General features: G+C 68.0%; 22 protein-coding genes. 15 read left to right on the top strand and 7 right to left on the bottom strand.

Annotated features, from left to right (window positions below):
* The first annotated feature begins 16 nt into the window (after window positions 1–16).
* Window positions 17–955, top strand: a complete 939-nt coding sequence (locus AC6HZP_RS04755; RefSeq protein WP_497525599.1) for a hypothetical protein — start codon at window positions 17–19, stop codon at window positions 953–955.
* Between the two features lie 29 nt (window positions 956–984).
* Window positions 985–2091 carry a GNAT family N-acetyltransferase gene (locus AC6HZP_RS04760; RefSeq protein ID WP_497525600.1) on the top strand — a complete coding sequence of 369 codons (1107 nt, stop codon included), beginning with the start codon at window positions 985–987 and terminating at the stop codon, window positions 2089–2091.
* Between the two features lie 3 nt (window positions 2092–2094).
* Here AC6HZP_RS04760 and AC6HZP_RS04765 read toward each other — a convergent pair whose 3' ends face one another.
* Genes AC6HZP_RS04765 through AC6HZP_RS04775 form a run of 3 tightly spaced genes read right to left on the bottom strand, consistent with a single transcriptional unit; the run spans window position 2095 to window position 5911 of the window.
* Window positions 2095–3543: a lipopolysaccharide biosynthesis protein gene (locus AC6HZP_RS04765; RefSeq protein ID WP_497525601.1), complete on the bottom strand. Its 1449-nt coding sequence runs from the start codon at window positions 3541–3543 to the stop codon at window positions 2095–2097.
* The gene (locus tag AC6HZP_RS04770; RefSeq protein ID WP_497525602.1) at window positions 3537–4835 is read right to left on the bottom strand and encodes a VpsF family polysaccharide biosynthesis protein; all 1299 of its coding nucleotides are present in this window, start codon (window positions 4833–4835) and stop codon (window positions 3537–3539) included. The genes AC6HZP_RS04765 and AC6HZP_RS04770 overlap by 7 nt, the downstream gene beginning before the upstream one ends.
* Window positions 4832–5911, bottom strand: a complete 1080-nt coding sequence (locus tag AC6HZP_RS04775) for an acyltransferase family protein (RefSeq protein WP_497525603.1) — start codon at window positions 5909–5911, stop codon at window positions 4832–4834. Before AC6HZP_RS04775 ends, AC6HZP_RS04770 begins: the two co-directional genes overlap by 4 nt.
* A 345-nt stretch (window positions 5912–6256) precedes the next feature.
* Here AC6HZP_RS04775 and AC6HZP_RS04780 point away from each other — a divergent pair, with 345 nt between their 5' ends.
* Window positions 6257–8476 carry a GumC family protein gene (locus AC6HZP_RS04780; RefSeq protein ID WP_497525604.1) on the top strand — a complete coding sequence of 740 codons (2220 nt, stop codon included), beginning with the start codon at window positions 6257–6259 and terminating at the stop codon, window positions 8474–8476.
* 2 nt (window positions 8477–8478) lie between these two features.
* Window positions 8479–9537: a glycosyltransferase gene (locus AC6HZP_RS04785; RefSeq protein ID WP_497525605.1), complete on the top strand. Its 1059-nt coding sequence runs from the start codon at window positions 8479–8481 to the stop codon at window positions 9535–9537.
* Window position 9538: 1 nt separating this feature from the next.
* Here the strand turns inward: AC6HZP_RS04785 and AC6HZP_RS04790 are convergent, their stop codons facing one another.
* Window positions 9539–10636, bottom strand: a complete 1098-nt coding sequence (locus tag AC6HZP_RS04790; protein ID WP_497525606.1) for an endo-1,4-beta-xylanase — start codon at window positions 10634–10636, stop codon at window positions 9539–9541.
* A 140-nt stretch (window positions 10637–10776) separates the two neighbouring features.
* Here AC6HZP_RS04790 and AC6HZP_RS04795 point away from each other — a divergent pair, with 140 nt between their 5' ends.
* Window positions 10777–11577 (top strand): WecB/TagA/CpsF family glycosyltransferase, encoded by an 801-nt coding sequence (locus AC6HZP_RS04795; RefSeq protein WP_497525607.1) that lies wholly within the window; start codon window positions 10777–10779, stop codon window positions 11575–11577.
* Between the two features lie 18 nt (window positions 11578–11595).
* Window positions 11596–12786 (top strand): glycosyltransferase, encoded by a 1191-nt coding sequence (locus tag AC6HZP_RS04800; RefSeq protein ID WP_497525608.1) that lies wholly within the window; start codon window positions 11596–11598, stop codon window positions 12784–12786.
* On the opposite strand, the gene AC6HZP_RS04805 is transcribed toward AC6HZP_RS04800, so the two are convergent.
* Window positions 12787–13857: a glycosyltransferase gene (locus AC6HZP_RS04805; RefSeq protein WP_497525609.1), complete on the bottom strand. Its 1071-nt coding sequence runs from the start codon at window positions 13855–13857 to the stop codon at window positions 12787–12789.
* An 83-nt stretch (window positions 13858–13940) separates the two neighbouring features.
* Between AC6HZP_RS04805 and AC6HZP_RS04810 the strand changes: the two genes are divergently transcribed.
* The 3 genes from AC6HZP_RS04810 to AC6HZP_RS04820 all read left to right on the top strand — a co-directional run bounded on the left by AC6HZP_RS04810 (window position 13941) and on the right by AC6HZP_RS04820 (window position 17659).
* Window positions 13941–15404 (top strand): glucosamine inositolphosphorylceramide transferase family protein, encoded by a 1464-nt coding sequence (locus tag AC6HZP_RS04810; RefSeq protein ID WP_497525610.1) that lies wholly within the window; start codon window positions 13941–13943, stop codon window positions 15402–15404.
* A 230-nt stretch (window positions 15405–15634) separates the two neighbouring features.
* Window positions 15635–16834, top strand: a complete 1200-nt coding sequence (locus AC6HZP_RS04815; protein WP_497525611.1) for an adenosylhomocysteinase — start codon at window positions 15635–15637, stop codon at window positions 16832–16834.
* 57 nt (window positions 16835–16891) lie between these two features.
* Complete coding sequence (locus AC6HZP_RS04820; protein WP_497525612.1) at window positions 16892–17659, top strand: IclR family transcriptional regulator; 768 nt, start codon at window positions 16892–16894, stop codon at window positions 17657–17659.
* On the opposite strand, the gene AC6HZP_RS04825 is transcribed toward AC6HZP_RS04820, so the two are convergent.
* Entirely contained in the window at window positions 17656–18267 is a 612-nt protein-coding gene (locus AC6HZP_RS04825) for an LbetaH domain-containing protein (RefSeq protein WP_497525613.1), read from the bottom strand. The genes AC6HZP_RS04820 and AC6HZP_RS04825 overlap by 4 nt on opposite strands.
* A gap of 188 nt (window positions 18268–18455) precedes the next feature.
* Here AC6HZP_RS04825 and phnC point away from each other — a divergent pair, with 188 nt between their 5' ends.
* The 4 genes from phnC to phnE (AC6HZP_RS04845) all read left to right on the top strand — a co-directional run bounded on the left by phnC (window position 18456) and on the right by phnE (AC6HZP_RS04845) (window position 22169).
* The gene (gene phnC / locus AC6HZP_RS04830; RefSeq protein WP_201402502.1) at window positions 18456–19259 is read left to right on the top strand and encodes a phosphonate ABC transporter ATP-binding protein; all 804 of its coding nucleotides are present in this window, start codon (window positions 18456–18458) and stop codon (window positions 19257–19259) included.
* A 70-nt stretch (window positions 19260–19329) separates the two neighbouring features.
* Window positions 19330–20268, top strand: coding sequence for a phosphonate ABC transporter substrate-binding protein (gene phnD / locus AC6HZP_RS04835; protein ID WP_497525614.1), 939 nt, complete (start codon window positions 19330–19332; stop codon window positions 20266–20268).
* 114 nt (window positions 20269–20382) lie between these two features.
* Window positions 20383–21267, top strand: a complete 885-nt coding sequence (gene phnE, locus AC6HZP_RS04840) for a phosphonate ABC transporter, permease protein PhnE (protein ID WP_497525615.1) — start codon at window positions 20383–20385, stop codon at window positions 21265–21267.
* On the top strand, window positions 21264–22169 hold the full coding sequence (phnE, locus tag AC6HZP_RS04845; RefSeq protein WP_497525616.1) for a phosphonate ABC transporter, permease protein PhnE: 906 nt from the start codon (window positions 21264–21266) through the stop codon (window positions 22167–22169). The genes phnE (AC6HZP_RS04840) and phnE (AC6HZP_RS04845) overlap by 4 nt, the downstream gene beginning before the upstream one ends.
* A 322-nt stretch (window positions 22170–22491) precedes the next feature.
* Here phnE (AC6HZP_RS04845) and phnF read toward each other — a convergent pair whose 3' ends face one another.
* Window positions 22492–23253 carry a phosphonate metabolism transcriptional regulator PhnF gene (phnF, locus tag AC6HZP_RS04850; RefSeq protein WP_497525617.1) on the bottom strand — a complete coding sequence of 254 codons (762 nt, stop codon included), beginning with the start codon at window positions 23251–23253 and terminating at the stop codon, window positions 22492–22494.
* 79 nt (window positions 23254–23332) lie between these two features.
* On the opposite strand from phnF, the gene phnG reads away from it, so the two are divergent.
* Window positions 23333–23809: a phosphonate C-P lyase system protein PhnG gene (gene phnG / locus AC6HZP_RS04855; RefSeq protein ID WP_497525618.1), complete on the top strand. Its 477-nt coding sequence runs from the start codon at window positions 23333–23335 to the stop codon at window positions 23807–23809.
* Window positions 23809–24408, top strand: coding sequence for a phosphonate C-P lyase system protein PhnH (gene phnH / locus AC6HZP_RS04860; protein WP_497525619.1), 600 nt, complete (start codon window positions 23809–23811; stop codon window positions 24406–24408). The genes phnG and phnH overlap by 1 nt, the downstream gene beginning before the upstream one ends.
* Window positions 24409–24410: the final 2 nt, after the last annotated feature.

Raw genomic sequence — 24410 nt, forward strand, 5'->3', positions numbered from 1 at the left:
GAGCGAGGGGCGCGACATGTCTGATGCCGTTCTTAGGAATTGGAATCCCGGCAACGTGGCCAAGTGGGGCAACGAGCCGCTGCTGATCGAGCACACGCTGCACGAGAACCCGTTGTTTTCCCGCGAGGCGCTGGCCGAGCTGATCGAGCGCTATCCCGTCGAGCACTACGCGCTGGTCCATACCGGCAAGCGCGGCGAGAGCAAGAAGACCTGGCGCGAGGGCGAGGTCGGCGATCTCTCCGGCCAGGAAGTCATCGACGCGATCGGCAACGGCCGCATGTGGCTCAACATGCGCAACGTCAAGATGGTCGACGACCGCTATGGCGCGCTGCTCAACACGATCTTCGACGAGTTCTCCGCCAAGGTCCCGGGCTTCGAGACCTTTAACCGCGGCATGGGCATCCTCGTCTCCTCGCCCGGCGCGCAGGTCTATTACCACTGCGACCTGCCCGGTCAGTCGCTCTGGCAGATCATGGGTCGCAAGCGGATCTACATCTATCCGACCGAGGAGCCCTATCTGCCGCAGGACGAGCTTGAGAAGATCGCGCTCTATGGCGTCGAGGTCGACATGCGCTACGACCCCATCTACGACCGCGACGCGATTGTGTTCGACCTGGAGCCGGGGCAGATGCTGACCTGGCCGCTGAACGGCCCGCATCGCGTCGAAAATTATGACGTGCTCAACGTTTCGGTCACCACCGAGCACTGGACCGACGACATCCGCCGCTCGCAGATGGTGACGGTGGCGAACGGCATCCTGCGCCAGCATTTCGGCGTCACACCGAAGAGCCGCTCGCTCGATGGTCCCGGCTTCTGGGCCAAGGCGGCCCTGCAGGCCGGCTGGCGCCGCAGCCCCTGGATGAAGCGGGCGCGCCGCAACCGCCGGCCGATCGATTTCCGCCTGTCGCGCGAGAACCCGGGCACGATCGTCGATATTCCCGCGTATACGCGTTGAGCCGGTCCAGCCCGGAAGGGGGCCCGTCCTTGCGCTACCGTGTCACCATCGATCGATCGTGGGACGCCGCGCTGCCGCGCTGGCAGGCGCTGCTCGACGGCGCCCTGTTCTCGCCGTTTCAGGCGGCGCCGTGGCTGTCGCACTGGTATCAGCGCTTTGCCGGGAACCCGGGCGTCAAGCCCCTCCTGGTGCATGTCGCGGACGCCAGCGGCGCGGACGTGCTGGCGCTGCCGCTGATCCTCAGGCGCGGCCGGCTGCGCTCGATCGAATTCGCCGATCTCGGCATCACGGATTACAACGCACCGCTGCTCGGCCCCGCCGCGCCGAGCGATGAGGCGGGAGCCCGCGCGCTCTGGCGGGCGATCCGGGCGGCCTTGCCGGCGGCCGATCTCTTCGAATTCACCAAGGTGGTGACCGCGATCGGCGAGCGGCCCAATCCGCTCACCCTGGCGCTCGGCGGCGAGGTGTCGAACCTCTTCGGCAACTATGTCCGGATCGATGGCGATTATGAGGGCTGGCTGCGCAGCCTTTCCAAGGATAACCGCAAGGAGCTCGGCCGCTTCTGGCGGGTGTTCACGCGCGACGAGCGCGCCCGCTTCGTGCTCGCGGAGACGCAGGCGGAGGTCGAGGCGATCTATGCCGGGCTGACGGCGCAGCAGAGCGAGCGGATCGCCTCGCTCGGTCTGCCCTATCTGCTCGACGAACCCGACTACGACGCCTTCTACCGCGAGCTGATCCTCGACGGGCTGAAGGACGGCTCGGCGCGGCTGACGGCACTGATGGCCGGCGACGAACTGGTGGCGGGCCTCTATGGCGTCGCGCATGGCGACCATTATTCGATGGTGCGGATCAGCACGGCCGGCGGCCAGTGGGCGAATTGCTCGCCGGGCCGCCTCGTCATCGAGCGGACGATGGAGGCGCTGTACCGCCAGGGCTTCCGCACCTTCGATTTCACCATCGGCGATTATGGCCATAAGCGCAGCTTCGAGGTGGCGAACATCCCGCTCGTCAACATCCACCAGGGCGCTTCCTGGCGCGCCTGGCCGACGATCGGCTACGAGGGCGCCAAGGCCTTCGTGAAGCGCCACCCCGCGCTGGAGCGTTTTGCCCGCAAGGTTCTCCGCCGCGCCGCCTGAAGCTTACGCGGAAGCCTGGGCCCGGCGGCTCAGCCGGCGCTCGAGGATCCCCCGCGCTTCGCCGCGATAGGCAACGAGGATCGCCGCGGCGTAGACCGCCATGCCGAACAGGATCGTCAGGACGAGGCCGGTGACGCTGGTCGCGGTCGGAAGCACGGCCAGCCCGATCGCCATCGCGGCGGTTGCCGCCGCCACCTGGGCAATGTCGCGCATCGGCGGCACGAAGTCGAGTTTCGCCATGGCGAGGTAGAGGCTGACGATCGCAGCGAGCAGCGAGCCGAGCGCGGTGCCGATGACGGCGCCAACCGGGCCGTAGGCGAGGAGGCCCGCCGCCGTCAGCGCGACGGCCGCCACGATCTCGACGACGTCGACGATGCCGGCATAGCGGAGCCGCTTCTCCAGCACGAAGATCTGGTCCGTGACGTGCACATGCAGGAAGCGGATGGCGGCGGCGAGCGCCGAGAGGCCGAGAATGGCCTTGGTCATCTCGCGATAGGGCTCGGCGATCAGGAGATCGGTCGCCGGGGCGCTGATCATGGCGATGCCGGCAACCGTCGGCGCCATGACGCCGATCAAGAGCGCCGCGTTGGTGGAGAGCTGCCTCAGCGCTTCCTCGCGCTTGCCTTCGTTCAGGAGCCGCGCGGCGATCGGGAAGGCGGCGGCGGCCACCAGCATGGCGCCGAAAGAGGCGCAGCGGCGGCCGAGCCCCCAGCCGACGGCGAGCAGGCCGAAGACGGCGGCGCCGGATACATGGCTGACGACATAGCGGAAATTGTTCTCCGCGATCCAGCCGAGGCCGTAGAGCACCAGCATCGGACCGCCGAAGGCGAAGGCGGCCTTCAGGATGACGGTATCGATGCGGCGGGGCAGGACGGCGATGCCGATCATCGGCGCGGCGACGAGATTGGCGATCATCTGGGCGATGCCATAGGCGAGGATCAGGGCCTCGCCGGTCGGCTGCCATTCGATCAGCAGCGCCAGGCCGAGGCCGAAGCCGAGGATCGGCCCGAGGATCTGCAGCATCGTGTAGGCGAGGATGTTCGATTGCGCCCGCGCCCGCTCGGAATAATGGGTGTTGATGCCGCGCGTCGCGAAGAAGAACGCGATGATCGCCACCGTCTGCCAGGTCAGATGCGTGACGTCGATGATGCGGATCGTTGCCACAGCGGCCAGGAGGCTGATCGGGATCGAGATCCAGATGATCGCCGCTTCCGTATGCAGGAAGGCGCTGCGCTCGGCCCGGCCGCGCTCGAACGGCATGAAGCGCAGCGCATAGACGGAGAACCAGGAGAGCGCGATCAGATAGGCGAATTCCTGCGTCGCCGTGATCAGCATGTAGGAGCCCATCTCGGCCGGCGGCAGGAAATAGGTCCACACCACCATCGACAGCAGCTGGAAGGCCGGCGAGAGCAGTTGCGCGGGCAGGTATCGGATCGTCTGGCGAATCAGCATGCGGGGCGTCCGGGGATCGCCTGGGGAATGAATCGGCGATCGAGCAGGATCAGGATCATCGCCATGATCAGCGCGAAGTCGATCGTCTTGTTGGCGATGCCGGTCGCGGTCGAGGTGACGACGAAATAATAGCCGAGCGGCAGCAGCGCGGCCGGCCCGACCGAGCGGACGATCTCGGCGACGAACGCGGCGAGGCCGAGGAAGAACAGCACCGTCGTGACGATGCCGTAATAGGCGAAGAAGGCGACGACGAAGCTCTCGATGCCGATCGCGAGATCGAGCCGGCGCTGGTTGGAGCCGACATGGACGAGATCGGGCGCGAAGAACACGTCCCGGAGCGCCATGCCGTCGAAGATGTGGAACATTGCGACGCGCGTCGCGGCGCTGCCGGAATCGTCCTGGAAGCGGCCGACGAAATTGTCGAGCGCGCCGCCCTGCACCAGGAGCGAGCCGATGGTGGCGATCATCGTCAGGATGACGGCCACTACCATGGCGTCGCGCAGCCGGAAGCGGCGGCCGGCCAACACCCGGAGCAGGCTGAGGGCGCCGCGAAGGGCCAGCAGGGCGAGCAGCACGATCGTCGCCGCGCGACCGCCGAACGCCACCATCGCGCCCAGGTTGTAGAGGAGCAGAAAGGCGCGGATCGGCATGTCGAAACGGCGTCCGCCCGGCCCGGTCAGGATCAGCAGATAGATGCCGGTCGAGAGCGCGTTGATGAGCGGGTGGCCGAGCAGCGCCGTCGCGCGCCAGTCATAGGTGACGATGACGCCGTCCTGGTAGACGGGGGTCAGCCGCCAGGGCGTGAAATATTCGAGATAGCCGAGCGTCGAATTCAAGAGGAAGAACAGGTGCAGGCCGATCAGCAGCCGCTCCGCCACCGGCGCCCGCAGCGCGGAGATCGAGACGAACAGCGCCAGCGGCAGCACGAAGGTGTCGACCACAGCCGAGATCGGCAGCTTCTGGACGATCGCGGCCTGGAAGGCGAGGAGCAGAATGGCGAGGGCGAAGACGAGGGTTCCCGGCCGCTTGGCTGCCAACTGCGCGAGCAGCCGCCCGGGTCCGATGGCGACCGCCCAGATGCCGAGCGCTGCCAGCGCCAGGAAGGTGGCCGGGTGGAACTTGGAGAGGGCCGAACCGCCGGGCGATCCATAGGGGATGCCGGCGGCATCCAGCACCTTGGAGGACACGAAGAAGAGCACGATCAGGCAGAGCACGGTCAGCGCGCTGGCGAGGCCGACCGGTCGCGCGACATAGATCGGACGGGATGCCGGTGCGGCCTGGGACAGGCTCATGGTGCGATCCCGTCGGCGCGGCCGGCGTCCGCCGTCGTCAGTCGGGCGCGCGGGGCCGGCCGGCTGATGCCGAGGAACAGCAGCGCGGTCCAGCGCCAGCGGATCAGGACCTTGTGCAGCCCGATCGGCAGCAGCAGGCCGGCGGCCAGCGCGGTGACGAAGAAGATGCCGCTGGAGGCGCCGGGAAAGGCGATGCCGAACGATTTGCGCAGCGCCGCCGTGAAGAACACGTGGAAGAGATAGATCGTATAGGAATAGGCGCCGATGCGTTCGAGCGGCCGCCACTCCAGCCGCGTCAGGAACAGGAACAGGCAGGCGCTCACGCCGAACAGCAGGCCCAGCGCCGATTGCCGGGCGAAATTGAGCTGGTTGAGGCCCTCATACTGCGCGAGGTCGAGCGCGAACATGAGTGCGACCAGCAGCCCCAACCCGATCACCAGCGGCTGCCGGCGCGACGGCACGGCGCGGATCCGCCGCTCGGCCGACCAGACGCGCAGCAACTGGCCGAGCAGGAAATAGGGCAGCAGGTAGATCGCCGAGCTGATGGCGAAGACATCCGGATCGAACACCGGGGCGGCGATGAACAGGGCGCAGGCGAGCGGGAACAGCGCGGTCATGAAGCCGCGCGCGCGATCTCCGGCAAGATGACAGCCGACCAGAATGCCGATCATGATCAGCAGCGTCGCCTGCAGGTACCAGTAATGCTGGTAGGGCAGGACGTAGATCTGCCAGATCGGTTCGTCGAAGCCGTCATTGATCAGGCCGAAGCAGAGATAGAACAGCGTCGAGACGACGACGAGCGGGATGCCGAGGCGGCGGAACTTCTTGGTGATGGCGACGCCGAGCCCGGCGCGATCGGCGACGATGGCGGAGAAGACGTAGCCGGACAGGAACGAGAACAGCGGCATGCGGACATGGATGAACAGCTCCGTGAAGAGCCGCCAATTGTCATGCGCGGTGATGTGCATGCCATGCGCGGGATCGTTGCCGATGACGTGGTAGGCGACCAGCAGAATGCAGGCCAGCCCGCGCAGCGTTTCGATATGCCTGTCTCTCCGCTGCGGACCCGTCGCCATGCCGTTCAACTCGCCAGGTTGCACACGACGAGCGCATGCGCGCGGGAGCTATAGAGCCATTTGAACGGCCGTGGGCCAGATTCTGGCCGTAGCGTTAACCGATTCGACCGGGGGTGGGGCAAGGCTAGATATTCCAGGTATCTGTCGAGGATTCCACCGTGATACTGAGGGATTAACGGAGGATATCTTTCCGGAAGCGCTTGCTGCCGTCGCTAGATTTGGTCCGGCTAAATGATGATTATCGTTTACATATCCTTAATCCAGAAAACTCCATAGTTCGGTTGTCGGGTGGGCGGACCGGCAACTCTCTAACCATGCGCATCACGATCTCGTCCGTGGAAGACAATGGCGGCCAGAGCCAATTTCTCGATCACGCGACCATCGGAAACGGCGGGCGAGCGTGGCGCGGCGTTCGATCCGGTTTCGGACCAGATCGATCTCTCCGCCCTGTTCGCGCTGCTGCGCCGGCAATGGCTCCTGATCCTGCTGACGCTAGCGCTGTTCCTCGGCGCTGCCTTCGCCTATGTCACTTTCGCCGACAAGGTGTTTCAGGCGACGACCCGCGTCCTGCTCGATCCGCGCGACAAGCAGCTGGTCGGGCCGGAAGTGGTCCGGCCGACCCAGGGCATCGATCTTCCCTGGATCGAGACGCAGGTCGACCTCGTCACCGCCTCGGCGACGCTGCGCAAGGTCGTCGACAGTGAAAACCTGATCAACGATCCCGAATTCGGCGGGCGCGGCGAGGCGTCCGACATCGACGCCGTCTTGCTGTCCCTCGCCAGGCACGTCCGGGCCGAGCGGGCCGCCGATACCTATGTCATCGACGTGATCGTCTCGTCGACCTCGGCGGAGAAGGCGGCGCGGCTGTCGAACGCGGTCGCCGAGGCCTTCATCGTCAGCCAGACCGAGGCGAAGCAGAACGCGGCGCGGCAGGCCAACCTGCTGATCGCCCGCCAGGTCAGCGATCTGCAGGCGAAGTCCCGCGACGCCGACGAGCGGCTCGAAGCCTATCGCAAGAAGCATGGCTTCGTGCAGGTCGACGGGCGGCCCGTCGACGAGCAGACGCTCCGGCAGCTGAACGAGGCCAATGTCACGGCGCGCCTGCGCGCGGACGAAGCCTCGGCGCGGCTGGCGCAGCTCGATGCGATCGCCCGGTCCAGCGGCGGCGATCTCGCCTCGGCGCTCTCGACGATCGATTCCCCGGTCCTCGCCCGGCTGAAGCTCGACTATGCCGCCGCATTGCGCCAGCAGACCGAACTCGGCGAGACGCTCGGCGCCCGGCATCCGCGCATGCAGACGGTCGGGGCCGACGTCGCGCGCAGCCGCAGCCTGATCGCGCAGGAGCTGGACGCGCTCGCCGCCAAGGCGCGCGTCGATGCCGATCTCGCCAAATCGCAGGTCGCGAGCACCACGACGGCGCTGGCGGCGGCGACCGTCAAGGCCAACGACACCAGCGATGCCAGCGTCGCGCTGCGCGAGCTCGAGGGCGAGGCGGCGATCCTCCGCGACGCCTACCGCGCCTTCGTCGCCCGCGCACAGGAGACGGGCCTGCAGGAGAACCTGCAGGTCTCCGACGCCCGCGTCATCAGCCCCGCCCAGATCCCGCTCTATCCGTCCTCGCCGAAGAAGAAGATCATCCTCGGCCTCGCCGGCATCGGCGGGCTTGGGCTCGGCATCGCGCTGGCGCTCTATCGCGGCCGGCCCCGCCTGCCGGCCCCGAGGCCGGCCCGGGCCGAGCCGGTCTTGGGACCCGCCATTCCCGCCGTCGTCGCGATCGAGCCTCCGATCGACGTCCCAGCGGCCCCCGTCGCCACAACAATCCTCGCCGAGATCCCGGTGCCGAAAGCGCTGCTGGACAGCGCCACACTGACCGAGGCGATGCTCGGCGAGCGGATGAACGAGGTCGCCCGCGATGCGGCGGAAACGTTCCGGGCGCTGGCCGGAAAGCTCACCTCGCCCGCCGATACGGAAGGCCCCGCCGTCCACGTCCTGTTTGGCACCGCCGCCAGCGGCGTGATCGCGACGATTGCCTGCGGCCTCGCCCGCGCCGTGGCGGAGCCCCCCGCCGAGACCCTGCTGATCGATGCCAATGGCGGCGCGATCACCACCGGAATGGCGCTCATCGGCGAGGACGCGCCGGGCATCCTCGACGCGGCGTTGAGCGATACCGATCCGGAGGCGATCGGCACAAGGCTTCAGCTCGCCTCGATCGTGCTGCTGCCGGCGGCGAGCGCCGGGCGCCGCGACGAGCTCGGGGAGCATGGCGACCGCGTGGTCGAAACCATCCGGGACGTCGCCGACGGCTTCGAGCGGGTGATCGTCGACCTCGGGCCATCCTGCCCGCCGGCACTTTTCAACGCCCTGGTGGCGATCGCCGACGACGTCGTCATGGTGGTCGACGCCGAGGAGGCCGGGACGGCGGCGATCCTCACCGCCTATGCCGATCTTCGTGAACTCGTGCCGGAGCTTCGGGGCATGGTGACCGTGCGTGCGATGCCTTCCCCCCAGGAGACGGGCCAGGAGCCGGCCCGGGAACTCACCCAAGCGCCGCTTGAGCTGACCTGACCATGGCGCGCGATCCCGTGCTCTTTGTCGATGAAAGCCATCTCGGCCGCCATGTGACGGGGCTGGAGCGGATCACGCTCGAGCTGTTCTCGGCCGAGGCGCTGGCGCCGCTGCCGGTCGAGGCGGTGCGCGCCTCCGGCCTGCGCGGAATGATCACCGCGCAGACGATGCGGCTGCCGTCGCGTCTCCTCGCCAATCGCCGCGCGCTGGCGCTCTGCCCGGGCTTTCCGCCGTCGATCCCGCTGACGCTGTTCGGCGACCGGGTCGTGCCCTACATCCACGATACCTTCCTGCTGACCCGGCCGCAGGACCTGAACTGGCGCGCCCGCCGCTACATGGTGCCGGCCTTCGCCTTCGCGCTGAAGCGGCTGCGCTGGCTGCTGGTCAATTCCGAGACGACGCGGGCCGAGCTCGCGGCCTTCGCCCGTCCCGATGCGGAGATCTCGCTCTATCGGCCGCGCGTCCGCGACGTCTTCGGCATTGCCGGGCAGGCGACGCGTCCGCGTCTCTGGGCGCCGGGCGAGACGCTCCGGCTGATCGCGATCGGCACGGTCGAGCCGCGCAAGAACCTCCGCGCCGCCGCGGCAATCGTCGGCGCGCTGCGCGAGAGCGGCCTCGACGCGCATCTCGACGTCGTCGGCCGGCTCGGCTGGGGCGACGAGGCGGAGGCGCTCCAAAAGTTCCCGTATGTGACGCTGCACGGCTACCAGGAAGCGGATTATGTCCGCGAGCGGATCGCCGCCGCCCATGCCCTGATCACCACCTCGCATGACGAGGGCCTCGGCCTGACGCCGCTGGAAGCGCAGCATGGCGGGCTCGGCGCGATCGCCACCGACATCAAGGTTTTCCGCGAGGCGCTCGGTCCTTCGGGCTGGATGATCGATCCCGCCGATCCGGCGGCGAGCGCGGCCGCCATCCGCGCGCGGCTGGAGCAACCCGATGCGCTCGCCGGCATGGCGGCGCTGGCAAAGCGCAATCTGGAGCGCTGGAACGAGGCCGCCGATCGCGATCGCGCCGCGCTGCTCGAGCGGCTCGGCGCCCGGCTCGCCGCGCTGCGCTAGGTCATTCCTTCGTCGCTGCGCCAAACGCCGCGACCATCGCGTCGAAGGCGGGCTTCGGCTGGAATTGTTCGTCGAAGGGCAGGGGACGCGGCAGGCGGGCGGCGCCCGGATCCTCCTCGCGCGCCGCGTGATCGTACCAGCTCGCGGAATCCGCCAATTGCCAGGTGATCACCGTCGATACCGCCGGCACCGCGAGAACCGCGCCGAGAAAATCGCGGTAGCGGGCGGCGACGGCGGCGTCGCGCAGGCGGACGTCATCCGGGAACGGCGTGTCGTCGACGTCGAGTTCGGTGATCCAGATCTCGACCTTCCGCTCGGCGATCTCGTGCAGGAAATCCGCGAAGCCGGCGTCGTCGAAGGGCCGGCCGGGCTGCAGATGCCCCTGCAGGCCGACGGCATCGAGCCGGACGCCCGAATCCTGCAGCGTGTCGACCAGCCGGAGCAGGCCCTGCCGGATCCTCGCGCCGTCCTCGCTCCAGACCTCGGTCATCGCCTCGTTGAGCACGAGCCGGGCCTTTGGGTCGGCGACCTGCGCCCGCTTGAAGGCGCGCTCGACATAGCCGGAGCCGAACGCTTGCAGCCAGGGGCCGTTGCGAAAATCGCCGGGCCGGCCATGGCCCGGCCAGAACGGCTCGTTGACGACGTTCCAGGACGGCAGCCTGCCGGCGAAATGGCCGACCGTCTCGTCGATATGGCGGTCGAGCGCCTTCCGCTTCTCCGCCTTCGAGAGCTTCATCAGCCAGTCGGGTCGGCTTTCGTTCCAGGCGAGCGCATGGCCGTGCACGGGAACGCCGGTCGCCCCCGCAAAGGCGAGGATCGCCTCGGCGCCGTTCGGGCGGAACTGGTCTGCCTGCGGCCGCAGATAGGCGAACATCAAGGCCCAGTCGACGGTGAAGATCCGCGCCTCGCGGCGATAGAGCGCCGCCTGGGCCGGGTTCAGCAGCGTGTCGGCGGCGATCGAGGTGCCGAAATGGATGCCGGCGCGCCGGGCCGCCGCGCCGAGCGTGATATCCGCCGCCGCCGTTGCCGGCCTCCCGCTAAGGGGAAGCGCGGCCAGAAGGGCGCTGGCGCGCAGAAGCTCGCGGCGAGATGGCTTCAACGGGTCACCCAGCGTTACTCCGGTTCCGGTCTTTTTAACCTTCTCAGCTATATCGATAACCGGCAAGTCGATGCGACGGCCCTTTCGGGCGGCGCTGGCACGCGGCCGCCGGGCCGAGACGTGGGAGTTTGAGGCAGCTCATGGCAATGCGAGAGCGCGATGGCCGCCGGCCGGATGCGCCGGCCGATCTGGTCCGGATCGGCGACGGCCGCGTCAACATCGGCACCGAGGCCGAGCTGATCGCCCGCATCCTCGCCGATGCGCGCGCCGGGCATGGTGGCACCGTCTTCACGCTCAATCTCGATCATCTCGTCAAGCTGCGCGAGGACGCCGGCTTCCGCGCCGCCTATGACGCCGCGACCTATGTCAGCGCCGACGGTGCGCCGGTGGTGAAGATCGCGCGCCGGCAGGGGGCATCCGTGGACCGGGTGACCGGAGCCGATCTCGTCCTGCCGCTCTGCCGCGCCGCCGCCGGCGCCGGCATCTCCGTGCATCTCTTCGGCACCTCGGACGCCATCCGCGACGAGGCCGCCGCGAAGCTCGTCGCCGACATTCCCGGTCTCGTCATCGCCGGCTCGGAATCGCCGCCGCGCGGCTTCGATCCCGAGGGCGAGGCGGCGAAAGCTGCGGCCGCGCGGATCGAGGCATCCGGCGCCGGCATCTGCTTCGTCGCGCTCGGCGCGCCGAAGCAGGAGCTCTTCGCCCATGCCGCCACCAGGCATCCGGCCGGCGTCATCTATGTCTGCATCGGCGCGGCGCTCGATTTCATTTCCGGCCACAGCAAGCGCGCGCCGATCCTGTTCCAGCGCACCGGCACCGAATGGGTCTGGCGCTTTCTCCAGGAACCGCGCCGGCTCGGCATGCGCTATGCGCGCTCGATGGCCTACTATATCGGCTACCTGATAAAAGGGCCCGACAGGCGTTCGAATGGGCGCGGCTGAGGGAGCTGGGGGAAGGGAATGGTGCATCGGCTGACCATGCTGCATCCGATCGATCCGCGCGGCTTCAAGGTCGGCGGCATCGAAACGCATGTGCGGCTGATGTTCGAGCGCCACCCGCCCGACTTCTCCGTCCTGCTTGTCGGCGTCGACGAGCGCGGCGACCTCGAGCTCGGCAAGGTGGTGAAGCTGCCGGTCGGCGACCACACGATCGACTTCCTGCCCGTCGTGCACATTCCCGACCAGGAAATCCACGGCGCCGCCAAGAAGCTATGGCAGTCGGTGACGCTGCGCTTCGCGCTCGGCGCGCTGCGCTATCTGCCGACGATCCGCAGGCTCGGCGCCGCGCCGCAGGCGACGACGGAATTGCAGCGCTTCGAATTCGCGCCGATCGGGCGGATGCTCGGCAGGCCTGTCGTGCAGCTCGTGCATGGCGAGGGCAGTCGCAAGGACCAGATGGATTCGCTGATCAAGCGCTTCTGGTACATCAACGCCGTCAACGAGCGCATCGCGCTCCGCCTCGCCAGCCGCATCGTCTGCGTCAACCAGAACATCATCGAGCGCTTCAAGAAGGTGATGCCGCAATTCGTGGCGAAGTCGGAGCTCCTGACCGTCTCGGTCGACATGGACCGCTTCGCCTTGGCGCCGTTCCCGCAGGATGACGTCTTCCGCATCGTCTTCGCCGGCCGCCTCGATACCTTCAAGGACCCGCCTTTGATGTTCGAGACCATGCGCCGCCTGCATCAGGCGCGCGCGGGGCGGTTCGAGTTCCACTATATCGGCACCAGCGATCCCCACCGCTTCGCGGAGTTCGCCGCCATCGAGCCGTTCACGGTGCGGCACGGCTTCCAGAACTCCGACGGCGTGGCGGCGATCATGCGCCGGTGCCATGCCGGCGTGCTGACCTCGTTCTTCGAGGGCATGCCCTGCTATCTGCTGGAATTGCTCTCGACCGGCCGCCCCGTCGGCGCGATCCGCCTGCCGCAGTTCGATCCGCTCATTGTCGCGGGCGAGAGCGGCTTCCTGGTCGAGCGCCCCGCTGATCCCGAGGCTTCGGCCGAGCAGATGACGGCGGGCTTCTTGAAGCTCTTCGACGACATCCGGTCGGGTCGCCTCGACCCAGCGGTGATCCGCGCCAAGGCGGTTCCCTATTCGACCAAGGTGCAGATGCCGAAGCTGTTCGAGCGGCACCGCGAGTTGGCCCGAGCCTGATCAGCCCTTCCGGGCGATCTCGTCGAGCAGCCTCGCCCAGGCGGCGAAGCCGGCTTCGCTGGAAAAAGCTTGAGCGCGGTCGATGCGCGGCGCTGGATCGCCGGGGGCCGCCAGCGCCGCGTCGATGCCCTGCGCCATCGCTGGCGCATCGCCGACCGGAACCAGCGTGCCGAAGCGGCCGCCGTCGAGGATCTCGCGCGGCCCGGCGCAACGCGTCGCGACAACCGGCAGGCCGGCTGCCAGCGCCTCGACCGCCACCATGCCGAACGCCTCGGTGCGCGACGGGATCGCGCAGAGCCGGGCGCGGGCATAGAGCGGGGCGGGATCGGTGAAGCCGGCGAGATGGACGCGGCCGGCGAGCCCGAGCGCGCCGATCTCGGCTTCGAGCTTGCCGCGCTCCGGTCCCTCGCCGGCAATCGTCAGCATCGCGTCGCGGTTCGCCACCAGGGCGAAGGCGGCGATCAGGTCGCCAAAACCCTTTTCGGGCGACAGCCGGCCGACGGCGACGACCTCCGGCGGCCGCGCCGCGAGCGTGGCGGCGTCGATCTCGGCGGGGGCGAGCGGCACGGGATTGTAGATCCGCACCGTCTTGTCGGCTTCCGCGCCCCAGCGCTCGATCATCACCGCCTTCAGCGTGTCGGAGACGCAGACGATCCGGCTGCAGGATTTGGTCAGGATCGGCATGCCGTAATAGGCGGCGGCGCTCAATTTGCCGGTGCGGTATTCCTCGAAGCCGTGGAACGAGACGACCAGCGGCACGGACGAGCGCGCCCAGAGCTTTGCCAGCGCCAGCTTGGTGGCGTTGCCGGAAAGGGCTGACAGCGCGACATCCGGCCGGAAGCGGCGGAGCAGGCCCGCCAGCGCCGTGATCTGCGCGCGGTTGCCGGCGGGGAGCACTTCGACGCGGACGGACGGGTCGAGCGGGACGGACGGATCGCCGGCGCCGTCGACGGCGAGGATGACGTCGTTGCCATCCGACGCGAAATGCGAGGCGAGCAGCGCCCAGACGCGTTCGGCCCCGCCGCCGCCGGCGAGCGATCGCGTGTAAAAGAGATACTTACGCTTTGCCATTAGCCTGTCCGTCCCGCCCGCCCGGAATCGTTCCCCTCCGAGGCGTAAAGCCTGATGCGCGCCGCGCCAAGGAGAGAGATGACATGCGGATCGATATCCGGCTCGACCCGATGGACCTGCGCGGCTGGCAGCGCGAGATCGTCGCCCGGCTGTCGACGCTTCCGGGCTGCGCGGTCCGGGTCGAGCAGGGACGGTCGACCGCGCCGTTGCCCCAGGGCGCCGCGACGCTGTTCTTGCTGGAACGCACGCTCTACGGCGCCACACACGACGCGCTCGAAGTCGGGGTTGCCTGGTCCGATCTCGGCGTGCCGGAGGCCGATGGCGTCGCGCCGGAACTTCTGATCGACCTCTGCGGCGACGGCTCCAGCGCCGTGCCCGTGCTGACGCTTCGCTGCGACGGTGGCCCCATCGAGGCCGGGGCGCTCGCCGCCGTGCTCGACGAGCGCGCGCCGCTGTTCGAGACGGTTCTCGTGACGGCGGGGAGAGAGCGCATCCTGTCGGCGTGGCGGCCGGCGGTCGAGAGTCCGCGCAGCGCCACGGCCGCGCTCGGCATGCTGCTCGGCCGCGCCGCGCACATGGTCGTGCATCAGGCGGCACGACTGGCCGAGGGCATTCCGCCCGGCAGCCTCGCGCCCGCGTCGGCGCCCGCCGCGCCGCGCCGGTCGGCGGCCGGCTTCTTCACGGCGATGCTCGCCGCCCGCATCAAGAGCCGGATCGAGCGCCAGCTCGGCCGCGCGCCGAACTGGTATGTCGCCTGGCGCGAACGGGCCGACACCTCCGAAGCGCTGCCGGTGATCGGTCCCAGCGGCTTCCGCCGCCTCGCCGACGACGGCGCGCGCTTCTACGCCGATCCCTTCCTCTGGGAGCAGGACGGCCGGCGCTTCCTCTTCGTCGAGGAGTTTCCCTATGCGACCGGCAAGGGCGTCATCTCGCTGGCCGAGATCGATGCGGCCGGCAGGGTCGAGACGCCGCGCATCGTGCTGGAGACGGATTGCCATCTCTCTTATCCGTTCCTGTTCGAGCATGACGGCGCGATCTGGATGATCCCCGAAACCTCATCCCGCCGCACCGTCGAGCTCTACCGCGCCGATCCGTTCCCGGATCACTGGACGCTGCATTCCGTGCTGCTGGAAAATGTCGATCTCGGCGACGCGACCTTGCAGAAGATCGGCGACAGTTGGTGGATGTTCGCTGCCTCGCGCGAGCGCTGGACGTCGAGCTGGGACGCGCTGTCGCTCTTCCACGCCCCGTCGCCCTTCGGTCCGTGGCAGCCGCATCCCGGCAATCCGGTGTTGGTCGATCTTCACGCCGCGCGACCGGCCGGCCGCATCCTCGATGTCGGCGGGCGGCTGGTGCGGCCGGTGCAGAATTGCGACGGGCTCTATGGCGCGGCCCTCGGTTTCGCCGAGATCCGGTCGCTGACGCCGGGGGCCTATGCGCAGACGCTCTCTGCGACCGCACTGCCCTGGGGCGACAATCTCGGCCTGCACACTTTCAATCGCAGCCCCTCGCTGGAGGTGATCGACCTTTTTGGTCCGCGCGGCTGAGCCCCTTCTAGCAAACCCTCACACACGAAGACCCTCACCCAACCCTCTCCCGCCAGCGGGAGAGGGCTTTTTCGCTTGCGCTCGCTTCTGTCTGACACAGCGAACCCGCTGGACTGGGTCCGACGCGCTCCCTCTCCCGCCAGCGGGAGAGGTTGGGGTGAGGGCCGTCTTGACTCCATCTCGACAAATATGAAAAAGATTTTTGCATAAGAAAATGCGGAGATCGGAACATGGCAGTGGCGACTCTGGTGGAAACGGACCTGATCGAGCGGGGCGGCAAGCGGATCGACTGGATCCGGTCGCGGATGCGGCTGCTCGCCGGCGTGCGCGCCGATTTCGAGCGCGAGAAGCCTTTCGCCGGCCTCTCCATCGGCGTGTCGCTGCATCTGGAGCCGAAGACGGCGGTGCTGCTCGAAGTCTTGAAGGCCGGTGGCGCCGACATAGTCGGCACCGGCAATCACGGCTCGACCCAGGACGACATCGTCGCCGTGCTGAAGGCGCAGGGCATGAACCTGTTCGGCAAGCGCGACGACGATCTGCAGCGGCACCTGAAGAATGTCCGGAGCGTCGTCGCGGCGAAGCCCGATATCCTGCTCGACAATGGCGCCGACCTCGCGGCGCTGGCGATCGAGGCGGGCACGGAAGGCTCGATCCGGGGCGGCACAGAGGAGACCACCTCGGGCGGCGACCGGCTGCGCGACGAACTCGCCGGCAAGGTGCCGTTCCCGGTCATCGTCATCAACGACAGCCCGCTGAAGCAGATCGCCGAGAACCGCCACGCGGTCGGCCAGTCGATCGTCGAGAGCTTCATGCGGATCACCAATCTGATGATCCCCGGCCGCCGTTTCGTCGTCGTCGGCTATGGCTGGTGCGGGCGCGGCATCGCGCAATATCTGGATGCGCTGGGCGGCCGCGTCGCCGTGGTCGAGACGGATCCGATCAAGGCGCTGGAGGCGGCGCTCGACGGCTATCGCGGCGGCACGATCGACCAGCTCGCGCCCTGGGGCGAGGTGTTCATCACGGCGACCGGCCGCGCGGGCGTCATCGGCGAGGCCGCGATCGCGAAAATGCGCTCCGGCGCGATCCTCGCCAATTCCGGCCATTTCCCGTGGGAGATCGACGTTGCGGCGCTGCGCCGGCAGGCGCGCGTCACCGAACTCGTCGACGACTCGCTGGAACGGATCGAGTTGGCCGACGGCCGCCACGTCGTGCTCGTCGCGGACGGGCGCATGTTCAACCTCGCCGGCCGCGAGCCGAAGGGCAATTCGATCGAGTCCATGGATATCGGCTTCATGCTGCAGGCCCTGTCGCTGGCGCGCGTCGCCGACGCCGGCCGGACGGCGCTGGTTGCGGGCGCGCAGCCCGTCCCCGCCGACATCAACGAGACGATCGCCCGCCGCATGGTGGCGGAGATGGGCGTCGACCTGTAGAAGCCGATGGTTCCGGGCGTCGCGTGGGCCGCGCGGAGCGAGGAATGGAGCAAGCCGATGGCGGTCGAGGCGACTGGCGAAGGCCCGAACTACGGCGTGCCGGCGCTCGACAAGGCGCTCGATATCCTCGAGCTGCTGGCCGGCAGCCGCGAGGGGATGACGCTCGGCGAGGTCGCGGCGGCGGTCGATCGCTCGATCAACCAGATCTACCGCACTCTGGTGACGCTGGAGCGGCGCGGCTACCTGTTCCGCGCCCGCCCGTCCGGCCTCTATTTCCTCTCCATGATGATGTTCGAGCTCGCCCACCGGCAGGAGCCGATGCGCGGCCTGATCGACATGGCGCTGCCGGCGATGCGGGGCCTGAGCGAGGCGATCGGCCAATCCTGCAATCTGAGCATCCATGACGCCGGCCGCGTCGTCGTCATCGCCCAGATCGACAGCCCCAGCGCCTTCGGGTTTCGCGTGCGCGCTGGGGCGACCTTCCCGCTGTTCGAGAGCGCGACGGGGCGGCTTCTGATGGCGTTTGAGCCGGAGGAGCGGGTTCTGCCTTGGCTCGAAGGTCAGGATGCGGCGGTGCGGGCGACGATGCCGGCCCGCCTCGCCGCGATCCGCGAGCGCGGCTTCGAGGAGGAGCCGGACAGCCTGCAGCCGGGCATCACGGATCTGGTCTTCCCGATCCTGTCCCGCGACGGCCGCATCGTCGCCGCGCTGACCGTCCCCTATGTCGCGACCAGCTATAGCCGCCGCCCGATCGCCGACGTTCTGGCCGCGGCGCAGGAAGCGGCCAGGACCATCAACGCGGTGATCGGCGGCGAGGGCGCCTAGCCCTCGTATTTTTCCAGGAACGCTTCGATCGAAAGGGCGCGGAAATCCGGCAGGGCGTGGCGGAGCTGCTCGTGGTCCCAGTCCCACCACGAAAGCGCCATCAGCCGGTCGGCGATCGCGACCGGGAAGCGGCGCTTGACCGTCTTCGCGGCGACGCCGACGGCGATCTCGTAGGGGCCGACATCCTTGGCGACGACCGCGCCCGAGCCGATGATCGCGCCGGTGCCGATCGAGACGCCGGCGAGAACCGTGACGCCATGGCCGATCCAGACGTCATGGCCGATGGCGCAGGGCGTCGACCGTCGCCAGTCGAAGAACTCGGCCTCGTCCGCTTCGCCGTCGAAATACTTTGACGCGCGATAGGTGAAGTGGGACTGGCTGGCGCGCCATTGCGGATGGTTGCCGGGATTGATGCGGACAGCGGCCGCGATCGAGCAGAACTTGCCGATCGTCGAATAGATGACGTCGCCATCGGGCGAGATGTAGGAATAGTCGCCCATCGTCGTCTCGATCAGCGACGTGCGGGCGCCCACTTCCGTATAGCGCCCGAGCGTCGACCGCTCGACATGCGCGGTCGCGTGAAGGGCCGGCGTCGGGCCGAGTTGCATCGCGAATTCTCCATTGTCAGTTGGTTGCGGCGAAGGTGGAGAATGTGGATGACGTTGCGATGACTAAGCCGGCGAAGCCGATTTATGCTTGAGTTGTCGTGTTGTGCCGGTTCGCTTCCAAGTGGAAAACTCCGTCACAAAAGTTTTGCTTCGAAATTGCATGATCCGCCCAATCGGGAGATCATGACATGTTGGTTCTGGACGGCGTTGCACGACACTATAATCACAAGGCTGCCGTCAGCGACGTCAGTCTGACGATCGGGTCGGGAAGCTTCGTCGGCGTCATTGGTCGGTCCGGTGCCGGCAAGTCGACGCTCCTGCGCATGATCAACCGCCTCGTCGACCCGACGGACGGCTCGATCCGCTTCGGCGATGTCGACGTCACCAAGCTGAAGGGCAAGGCGCTGCGCGACTGGCGTGCCCGCTGCGCCATGATCTTCCAGCAGTTCAATCTGGTCGGCCGCCTCGACGTTCTGACCAATGTGCTGATGGGCCGCCTCAATACGGTTTCGGCCCCCCGCTCCATGCTGCAGCTCTGGAAGGACGAGGATCGCGCCGTGGCGCTCTCGGCGCTGGAGCAGTTCGATATCGCCCAGCTCGCCGCCCAGCGCGCCGACAGCCTCTCCGGCGGCCAGCAGCAGCGCGTCGCCATCGCCCGCGCGCTGGTGCAGGAGCCCGAAATCATCCTCGCCGACGAGCCGATCGCCTCGCTCGATCCGCGCAATACCAAGGTCGTGATGGACGCGCTGCTGCGCATCAACCGGCACTACGGCATCACGGTCATGTGCAATCTGCATTCGCTCGATCTCGCCCGCACCTATTGCGACCGGCTGATCGGCATGTCGGCCGGCCGCGTCGTGTTCGACGGCGTGCCGGCGGAGCTGACCGAGGACGTCGCCCGCGACCTCTACGGCCTGGAGGCCGAGGAACTTCTCGATTTCGAGCCGGCGACACTGCCGGCCGGACTGCCCGGCGTCGCCGTCGCGGCCTGATCGCATCCAGATCGGTGCCGCACCGGCACCGCCATACCAACACCTACCGACCAACACCTGGAGAATACCGATGTTGAACCGTCGCACCCTTATCGGCGCCGCCGTTGCTGGCCTCGCGCTGGCCGGTGTCGCTTCGCCCGCCTTCGCCGACTGGAAGGCCGAGTATCCCGAGCTGACGATCGCCGTCATCCCGGCCGAGAACGCCTCGACCACCACCGATCGCTACCAGCCGCTGGCCGACTATCTCGGCAAGCAGCTCGGCGTTCCGGTCAAGCTGGCCGTCGCCACCGACTACGCCGCCGTCATCGAGGCGCAGCGCGCCGGCAACGCCCAGATCGCCATGTACGGCCCGGCTTCCTACGCCCGCGCCGTGCTGACCGGCGTCGAGGTCGAACCGGTCGTCGTGCCGCGTCATTCGAACGACGCCACCGGCTATTATTCGGTCATCTACACGCTGGCCAACGGCCCGTACAAGTCGATCGACGACCTGAAGGGCAAGACGCTCGCCCTGGTCGATTCCAACTCGACCTCCGGCAACAACGCACCGCGCTTCTTCCTGCATCGCGACGGCAAGGACGTCGATACGTTCTTCGGCAAGGCGATCTTCGCCGGCAGCCATGACAACGCCGTGCTGGCTCTGGCCCAGGGCACCGTCGACGCCGCCGCCAATTCCTGGAACTCGGAAAACGATTCCAACCTGACCCGCATGATCTCCAAGGGCATCCTCAAGAATGCCGACGGCAAGCCGATGACGAAGGAAGACTTCCGCATCGTCTTCAAGTCGGACTTCCTCCCCGAGGGCCCGTTCTCGGTGCTGTCGACGCTGCCGGCTGACCTGAAGGCCCAGATCAAGCAGGCCTTCCTCGACATGCCGAAGAACGACCCGAAGGGCTTCGCCGGCCTGTCGGACGGCAAGGACAAGGAATTCGTCGCGATCGAGCCGGCCGCTCTCCAGCCGATCATCGACATGGTCAAGTTCAACGACGAGCAGCGCAAGAAGGGCTCCTGAGCCTCTTCTAGCCTTTCGAGAGGCGGCCGGTTCATCCGGCCGCCTTTTTCGTAACCGGCCGCAAGTGGCGGTCGTTCGTCCCCTGGGGCGGATGAAGAAAAGCGGAGACGGCTCTTGGCGACCGCCATTGCAAAGCTTCCCGACCAGCAGGCGACCGCGCTCAGCCGGGCCTATTCCCGCGCCGTATCCGCCAAGCGGATGAAGACGCTCGCCGTCCTCGCCGTGCTGGTGGTGCTGATCGTCATCAGCGCGCAGATGGCCGGCGTGAAGCCCGCCAAGCTCGTCGCCAATATCGGCAATTTCGGCAGCTATATCGTCCGCACCCTGCCGACGATCACCTTCGACAATTTCTTCGCCGACATCCGCGCCTGGTACTGGAATTTCGGCGGCTGGTTCCGCCTCTTGATCGAGACGATCCTGATCGCCTATCTCGGCACCTTCATGGGCGGCATCCTCGCCTTCTGCCTCTGCTTCTTCGCCGCCGCCAACCTCGTCCGCAACAAGACGACGCGGTTCATCGCCCGGCGCTTCCTCGAATTCTGCCGCACCGTTCCCGACATCGTCTTCGCGCTGATCTTCGTCATCGCCTTCGGCCTCGGCCCGATGGCGGGCGTGCTGGCGCTGACGATCCACACCGTCGGCGCGCTCGGCAAATTGTTCGCCGAGGTAGTCGAGAACATCGACATGAAGCCCGTCGAGGGGCTTTCGGCGACCGGCGCCTCGTGGCTGCAGATCGTCCGCTTCGCCGTGCTGCCGCAGGTCTCTTCCGGATTTGCTTCCTACGGCCTGCTGCGCTTCGAGATCAATGTGCGCGGCGCCGGCGTCATGGGCTTCGTCGGGGCCGGCGGCATCGGCCAGGAGTTCCTGATCGCCATCCGCAATTTCTACTACACCGACGTCAGCGCCATCCTGCTGATGATCATCGTCACCGTGATCCTGATCGATCTCGGCACGGAGCAGGTCCGCCATCGGCTGATCGGCATGGAGCGCATGCGATGACTTCAGCATCCACGATTACCGCATCCACCACCCTTTCGCCCGGCAACCGGGCGATCCGCTCGGCGGCGCTGGCCGATATCGACGGCCTCAAGGCCCGCCACCCCGCCGCCTTCGCCGCGTCGGGATCGAAGCGGGCGCTCGCCATCGGCCTGCCGCTTGCAGCCGTCCTGCTGGCGCTCGGCGCCATGGTCTGGCTCGATTTCTCGCTGGTGCGGATCTGGAACGGCCTGCACCGGCTCGGCCAGTTCGCCGTCCTGATGATGCCGCCGGCGCCCGAGGGCCGCTTCGGCGCCTTCGCCATCGCGCTCGGCGAGACGCTGGCGATCGCCTTCCTCGGCACGCTGACGGCGGCGATCCTCGCCTTCCCGGTGGCGTTCCTGGCGGCCAAGAACGTCATCCCGAACATCTTCGTGCATTTCGGCATGCGCCGGACGTTTGACGTCTTCCGCTCGGTCGACACGCTGATCTGGGCGCTGATGTGGATCAACGTCGTCGGCCTCGGCCCGTTCGCCGGCGTGCTGGCGATCGCCTGCGCCGATTTCGGCGCGCTCGGCAAACTGTTCTCCGAAGCGATCGAATCGACCGACGGCAAGGCGACCGAGGGCATCGCGGCGTCTGGCGGCAACAAGGCGCATCAGGTGCGCTTCGGCCTGGTGCCGCAGGTGCTGCCGGTGATCGCCAGCCAGATCCTCTATTTCTTCGAATCGAACACCCGCTCGGCCACCATCATCGGCATTGTCGGCGCCGGCGGCGTCGGCGCCTATCTGACCGAGCTGATCCGCGTGCTCGAGCTGCAGCAGGTCGCCTTCCTGATCCTGATGATCCTCGTCACCGTCGCTGTGATCGACTTCATCTCGTCGAAGCTCCGCCTGGCGGTGATCGGCAAGTCGAAGATCGTCTGAGGCTCCTTCTTGGACCTCCCCCCTTGAGGGGAGGTCGAAAACGCCTTTGCGTTTTCGGGAGGGGGCTGCGCCGTTTCAGAAGGCAACCCCTCCCCAAAACTGGCTCCCGCCAGTTTTGACCCTCCCTCAAGGGGAGGGTTCAAGCCGTGCGTGCTTCGAGACGCCCGCTGCGCGGGCTCCTCAGCATGTTGGATTGAGGTCTGCTGACGGGTCTTGGCCAGTCGCAGGCCTCAGCGCTTTCTAGAGATGGCCTTCCAACCCCAACATGCTGAGGAGCCGCTCGAAGAGCGGCGTCTCGAAGCACGCACGAACACCCCAAGCCTCAGCTCCCGATCACCAGCTCCGTCCGGTCGGCGGAAAACGCCGCGCGGGTGAACTGGATCGGCTGGCCCTCGATATCGACATTGATGCTGTCGACGGTCAGCAGCAGCCGGCCGGGCGCGAGGTCGAGCCGGGTGGCCTCCTCGGCGCCGGCGGGGCGGGCCGAGATACGCGTCTCGTGCCGGCGGTAGTCGGCGACGCCGCAGGCTTCCAGCGCCGCGGTCAAGGTATCGAACGACCGGTAGGCCTCGATCAGGCCGGAAAAGCGGGGCAGCGGGAAATAGGCGCTGCCGAGCGAGATCGGCGTGCCATCGGCGTATCGAACCGTATCCATCCGCACCACTGGCGCGCCCTCGTCGATTCCGAGGGCGGCGGCGACCTGGCGATCGGCCGAGGTCGGATAGGCGTCAAGAAGTTTGCCGCCGGCCTCGCGACCGGCGCGCGAGACGTTTTCGGAAAAGCGCGTGCGCGCGCCGATCGGGTAGGGGATCGGCCGGTCCTCGACGAAGGTGCCGCGCCCCTGCGTTGCCCGAACCAGCCCGCGCGCCGCGAGCTCCGCGAGGCTGCGCCGCACCGTGTGCCGGTTGACGGCGAAACGGGCGGCCAGCTGGCTCTCGGTCGGCAATTGCATGCCGGGGCCGAGCCGGCCGGCCCGGATGTCGGCCTCGATCTCGTCGGCAATCTGCCGCCAGGCGGCGATGCCGCGTCCCCGCGCCACTTCCGTCACGCTGCTGTCGCCGCTCGGGCGCACTGTATCCGTCATCAAATCGTCACTGGACCTATTCATGGAGTTGTCTATATCATTAGACAAATCCGATGAGAAGCTTTTGATGGATTGGATCATGCCACAACAAGCGAGCGGCGCGCAGCCGATCCCCGAATCCGAGATCGCGGCCCGGCAGGCCGCCATGGCGACCTTGACCGGCGCCTCTCCGGCCGAACTCGAGCAGGCGCTGGCCTCGCTCGGTCCGGTCCCTGCGGCAAGCGACCTGCGCGGCACGGAATCCGGCCTCGTCATGCTGCGCGGCCGGATGGGCGGCGACGGCCGTCCCTTCAATCTCGGCGAGGCGACGGTGACGCGGGCGGCGGTCCGTCTGGAAGATGGCCGCACCGGCTTCGCCTACCAACTCGGCCGCGACGCCGCCAAGGCGCGCACCGCCGCCATTCTGGACGCGCTCTGGCAGGGTCCGGAGCGCGCCGCCGTCGAGGCAGCGCTGTCGCCGATCCGCGCGCGCATCGCCGACGAGGCCGCCGCCAAGGCCCGCCGCGTCGCCGCGACCCGCGTCAATTTCTTCACCATGGTTCGCGGAGAGGATTGATGTCCGCCCCCGTCATCACTGCCGGCTTCTCCGATCCCGTCATCGAGGCGCAGGCGCATTTCCACGCCCTGATGGACGCGCTGGCGCGTCCGGGCTCGGTCCAGCCGTTCCCGGCCGCCGTCGACGCGCCGTCGCCGCTGACGCCCGAGCTCGCGGCAACAGCGCTGACGCTCGTCGATCACGAGACGACGCTCTGGCTCGATAGTCCGCTCGCGGCGTCGAAGGCCGTCGTTGACTATCTCCGCTTCCACACCGGCGCCCGCATCGTCGCGGATCCGTCCGAGGCCGCCTTCGCGCTGGTCACGGATGTCGCCGCCATGCCGCGCCTCGCCGATTTCGCGCAAGGCTCGGATGAATATCCGGATCGCTCGACGACGATCGTCGTCGCCGCCGACGCGATCGTGCCCGAGGGCGCGTTGGAGCTCGCCGGCCCCGGTATCCGCGACCGCGCCCGCATCGGGCTCGCGCCGGTGCCGGCCGATTTTGCCGCCCAGCTCGCCGCCAACCGGGCGCAGTTCCCGCGCGGCGTCGATCTCGTCTTCACTTCAAGCCGCCAGGTCGCCGCGCTGCCGCGCACGACCCTCGTTTCGGAGGTCTGATC

It is taken from the genome of Kaistia sp. SLG-1, assembly GCF_059699055.1.

What these genes read in the sequence shown, in the direction of transcription:
- AC6HZP_RS04765 (WP_497525601.1), bottom strand. Translation starts at nt 3,543, where the DNA reads ATGCTGATTCGCCAGACGATCCGATACCTGCCCGCGCAACTGCTCTCG.
- phnE (WP_497525616.1), top strand. Translation starts at nt 21,264, where the DNA reads ATGACTTCAGCATCCACGATTACCGCATCCACCACCCTTTCGCCCGGC.
- AC6HZP_RS04820 (WP_497525612.1), top strand. Translation starts at nt 16,892, where the DNA reads ATGGCGGTCGAGGCGACTGGCGAAGGCCCGAACTACGGCGTGCCGGCG.
- AC6HZP_RS04780 (WP_497525604.1), top strand. Translation starts at nt 6,257, where the DNA reads ATGGCGGCCAGAGCCAATTTCTCGATCACGCGACCATCGGAAACGGCG.
- AC6HZP_RS04775 (WP_497525603.1), bottom strand. Translation starts at nt 5,911, where the DNA reads ATGGCGACGGGTCCGCAGCGGAGAGACAGGCATATCGAAACGCTGCGC.
- AC6HZP_RS04755 (WP_497525599.1), top strand. Translation starts at nt 17, where the DNA reads ATGTCTGATGCCGTTCTTAGGAATTGGAATCCCGGCAACGTGGCCAAG.
- phnD (WP_497525614.1), top strand. Translation starts at nt 19,330, where the DNA reads ATGTTGAACCGTCGCACCCTTATCGGCGCCGCCGTTGCTGGCCTCGCG.
- AC6HZP_RS04800 (WP_497525608.1), top strand. Translation starts at nt 11,596, where the DNA reads ATGGTGCATCGGCTGACCATGCTGCATCCGATCGATCCGCGCGGCTTC.
- AC6HZP_RS04770 (WP_497525602.1), bottom strand. Translation starts at nt 4,835, where the DNA reads ATGAGCCTGTCCCAGGCCGCACCGGCATCCCGTCCGATCTATGTCGCG.
- phnH (WP_497525619.1), top strand. Translation starts at nt 23,809, where the DNA reads ATGTCCGCCCCCGTCATCACTGCCGGCTTCTCCGATCCCGTCATCGAG.
- phnC (WP_201402502.1), top strand. Translation starts at nt 18,456, where the DNA reads ATGTTGGTTCTGGACGGCGTTGCACGACACTATAATCACAAGGCTGCC.
- phnF (WP_497525617.1), bottom strand. Translation starts at nt 23,253, where the DNA reads ATGACGGATACAGTGCGCCCGAGCGGCGACAGCAGCGTGACGGAAGTG.
- AC6HZP_RS04805 (WP_497525609.1), bottom strand. Translation starts at nt 13,857, where the DNA reads ATGGCAAAGCGTAAGTATCTCTTTTACACGCGATCGCTCGCCGGCGGC.
- AC6HZP_RS04815 (WP_497525611.1), top strand. Translation starts at nt 15,635, where the DNA reads ATGGCAGTGGCGACTCTGGTGGAAACGGACCTGATCGAGCGGGGCGGC.
- AC6HZP_RS04825 (WP_497525613.1), bottom strand. Translation starts at nt 18,267, where the DNA reads ATGCAACTCGGCCCGACGCCGGCCCTTCACGCGACCGCGCATGTCGAG.
- phnG (WP_497525618.1), top strand. Translation starts at nt 23,333, where the DNA reads ATGCCACAACAAGCGAGCGGCGCGCAGCCGATCCCCGAATCCGAGATC.
- AC6HZP_RS04785 (WP_497525605.1), top strand. Translation starts at nt 8,479, where the DNA reads ATGGCGCGCGATCCCGTGCTCTTTGTCGATGAAAGCCATCTCGGCCGC.
- AC6HZP_RS04810 (WP_497525610.1), top strand. Translation starts at nt 13,941, where the DNA reads ATGCGGATCGATATCCGGCTCGACCCGATGGACCTGCGCGGCTGGCAG.
- AC6HZP_RS04795 (WP_497525607.1), top strand. Translation starts at nt 10,777, where the DNA reads ATGGCAATGCGAGAGCGCGATGGCCGCCGGCCGGATGCGCCGGCCGAT.